Below are 2,748 nucleotides of genomic sequence, written 5' to 3'. Positions count from 1 at the left end.
GTCAGGGTGTGCAGCATGTGCTGCGTAACGTTAATTAGTTTGATTAACTGCTGTTTTGAGATTGATAAGCGAAATAGCAGAGTTGTGGTCAGTGGAGGCGCAGGTGAGCGTAGAAAACGAAAATAATTCAAATGAAGAGCATATTGTAGAGGCAGCTCAAGAGGCTGTGGAAGCTGCTCAGGAAGAAGTCGAAACTAGTGGCCCTGAGCAGAATGCTGAGGCAGATGGCAAGGATTGGCAGGCTGAGGCTGAGTCTTTGGCGAAGCAAATTGAAGATCTTAAAGATCAGGCAATTCGTGCCAAAGCTGAAGTGCAGAATGTTCGCCGCAGAGCAGAGCAGGATGTAGAGAAAGCGCATAAATTTGCTTTGGAAAAATTTGCCAAAGAATTATTGCCTGTCATCGACGGCTTAGAGAAAGCGGTAGAGGCGGAAGTTGCAGCGGGTAATGAAATGACGACCTTGCGCGAAGGTGTAGAAATGACGCTTTCGATGTTTTTGAGTGGCGTGCAGAAGTTTAATCTGGAGCAGGTTGACCCGGTTGGTCACCCATTTGATCCAACGTTGCACGAGGCGATGTCAATGGTTCCTGCGCCGGATGCAGAGCCAAATACAGTGATTGCAGCAATGCAGAAAGGTTATACCTTGAATGGTCGTTTGGTCAGACCGGCAATGGTTGTTGTATCCAAATAAACGCACAAAAAAAGTACAAAATAATGGTTTAAAGCTTGAAAATGGAAATTTCGGCCAAATATAAGCGTTAACCCAAAAATATAGGCGCTAAGGCTTAAGATGAAAAAAGCCATTAAGCCTTACCAACAGAATTTAGAAATTAGAGAACGGGAGTAAATCAATGGGCAAAATAATCGGAATTGACTTAGGTACAACTAACTCATGTATTTCATTGCTAGATGGCGAAAAGCCAAAAGTTATTGAAAATGCAGAAGGCGATCGTACCACACCTTCAATCATTGCATTCACTGACGATAACGAAATCTTGGTTGGTCAGCCAGCTAAGCGTCAGGCAGTAACGAACCCGACTAATACTTTGTTTGCGATCAAGCGTTTAATTGGTCGTCGTTTTGAAGATGAAGTTGTACAGAAAGACATCTCAATGGTGCCTTACACCATTTCTAAAGCTGACAATGGTGATGCGTGGGTAGAAGTTAAGGGCGATAAGAAAGCGCCACCTCAGATCTCTGCAGAAATCTTGAAGAAGATGAAGAAAACGGCTGAAGACTTTCTAGGCGAGTCAGTAACTGAAGCGGTAATTACAGTTCCTGCTTACTTTAACGATTCTCAGCGTCAGGCAACTAAGGATGCCGGTAAAATTGCTGGTCTAGATGTTAAGCGTATTATCAACGAGCCAACTGCAGCAGCACTAGCGTTCGGTTTAGATAAGAGCAAAGGCGATTCAACAATTGCTGTTTATGACTTGGGTGGTGGTACTTTTGATATTTCTATCATCGAAATTGCTGACGTTGATGGCGAGAAGCAGTTTGAAGTATTAGCGACTAACGGTGACACCTTCTTGGGTGGTGAAGATTTCGATATGACGCTAATCGATTACTTGGCTGATGAGTTCAAGAAAGATAGCGGTATCGACCTTAAAGGTGATCCTCTAGCGATGCAGCGTTTGAAAGAAGCGGCTGAAAAAGCAAAAGTTGAGCTTTCAAGTGCGCAACAGACAGATGTAAACCTTCCTTATATTACGGCTGATGCGTCAGGTCCTAAGCACCTTAACGTGAAAATGACGCGTTCGAAGCTAGAGTCGCTAGTTGAAGATTTGGTTGAACGTAGTTTAGCGCCTTGTAAGACTGCATTGAATGATGCAGGTCTTAGCGCTTCAGAAATTGACGACGTTATCTTGGTTGGTGGTCAGTCTCGTATGCCTTTGGTTCAGAAGAAGGTTGAAGAGTTCTTCGGCAGAGAGCCACGTAAAGACGTTAACCCAGACGAAGCGGTAGCAATGGGTGCAGCGATCCAGGCTGCGGTATTGGCTGGTGACGTAACAGACGTACTGCTACTAGACGTTACGCCATTAACTTTGGGTATCGAAACAATGGGTGGCGTAGCCACAGCATTGATCGAGAAGAACACGACTATCCCAAGTAAGAAGTCCCAGATCTTCTCAACGGCTGAAGATAACCAGTCTGCTGTAACGATTCACGTTGTACAGGGTGAGCGTAAGCAAGCGGCTCAGAACAAATCTTTGGGACGTTTCGACTTGTCAGATATTCCTGCGGGCCCTCGTGGTATGCCTCAGATCGAAGTGACTTTTGACATCGATGCAAACGGTATCTTGAACGTATCGGCGAAAGACAAGGCGACAGGTAAAGAGCAGTCTATCGTGATTAAAGCTTCTTCTGGTCTATCTGATGATGAAGTCGAGCAAATGGTAAATGATGCAGAAGCAAATGCTGATGCCGATCGCCAGTTCGAAGAGCTAGTGACTGCGCGTAACCAAGGTGATGCGATTGTTCATGCGACTAAGAAGACTCTAGAAGAAGCTGGTGATAAGGCGACTGAAGAAGAGAAAACTGCGATTGAAGCTGCGATTACTGACCTTGAAGAAGCGCTTAAGGGTGATGATAAGGCAGATATCGAAGCGAAGACTCAGGCATTGACTGAAGCTTCATCAGGTTTGGCTCAAAAGATGTATGCTGAGCAAGCAGCAGCGGGCGCAGGCCCAGAAGCAGCAGCGCAAGGCGGTGCAGCAGAAGAGCCAGCTGGCGCAGCGGACGACAATG

General features: G+C 45.7%; 2 protein-coding genes. Both read left to right on the top strand.

Features of this window, described 5'->3' with window-relative positions:
* Positions 1-103 precede the first annotated feature (103 nt).
* Positions 104-691 carry a nucleotide exchange factor GrpE gene (gene grpE, locus A3761_RS16875; protein ID WP_082865342.1) on the top strand — a complete coding sequence of 196 codons (588 nt, stop codon included), beginning with the start codon at positions 104-106 and terminating at the stop codon, positions 689-691.
* A 160-nt stretch (positions 692-851) separates the two neighbouring features.
* Positions 852-2,748 (top strand): molecular chaperone DnaK (gene dnaK, locus A3761_RS16870; RefSeq protein WP_156491911.1); only part of this gene is annotated, 1,897 nt, incomplete at its 3' end.

It is taken from the genome of Oleiphilus sp. HI0123 (assembly GCF_001635315.1).
This window is presented reverse-complemented; position numbering and strand designations above follow the sequence as displayed.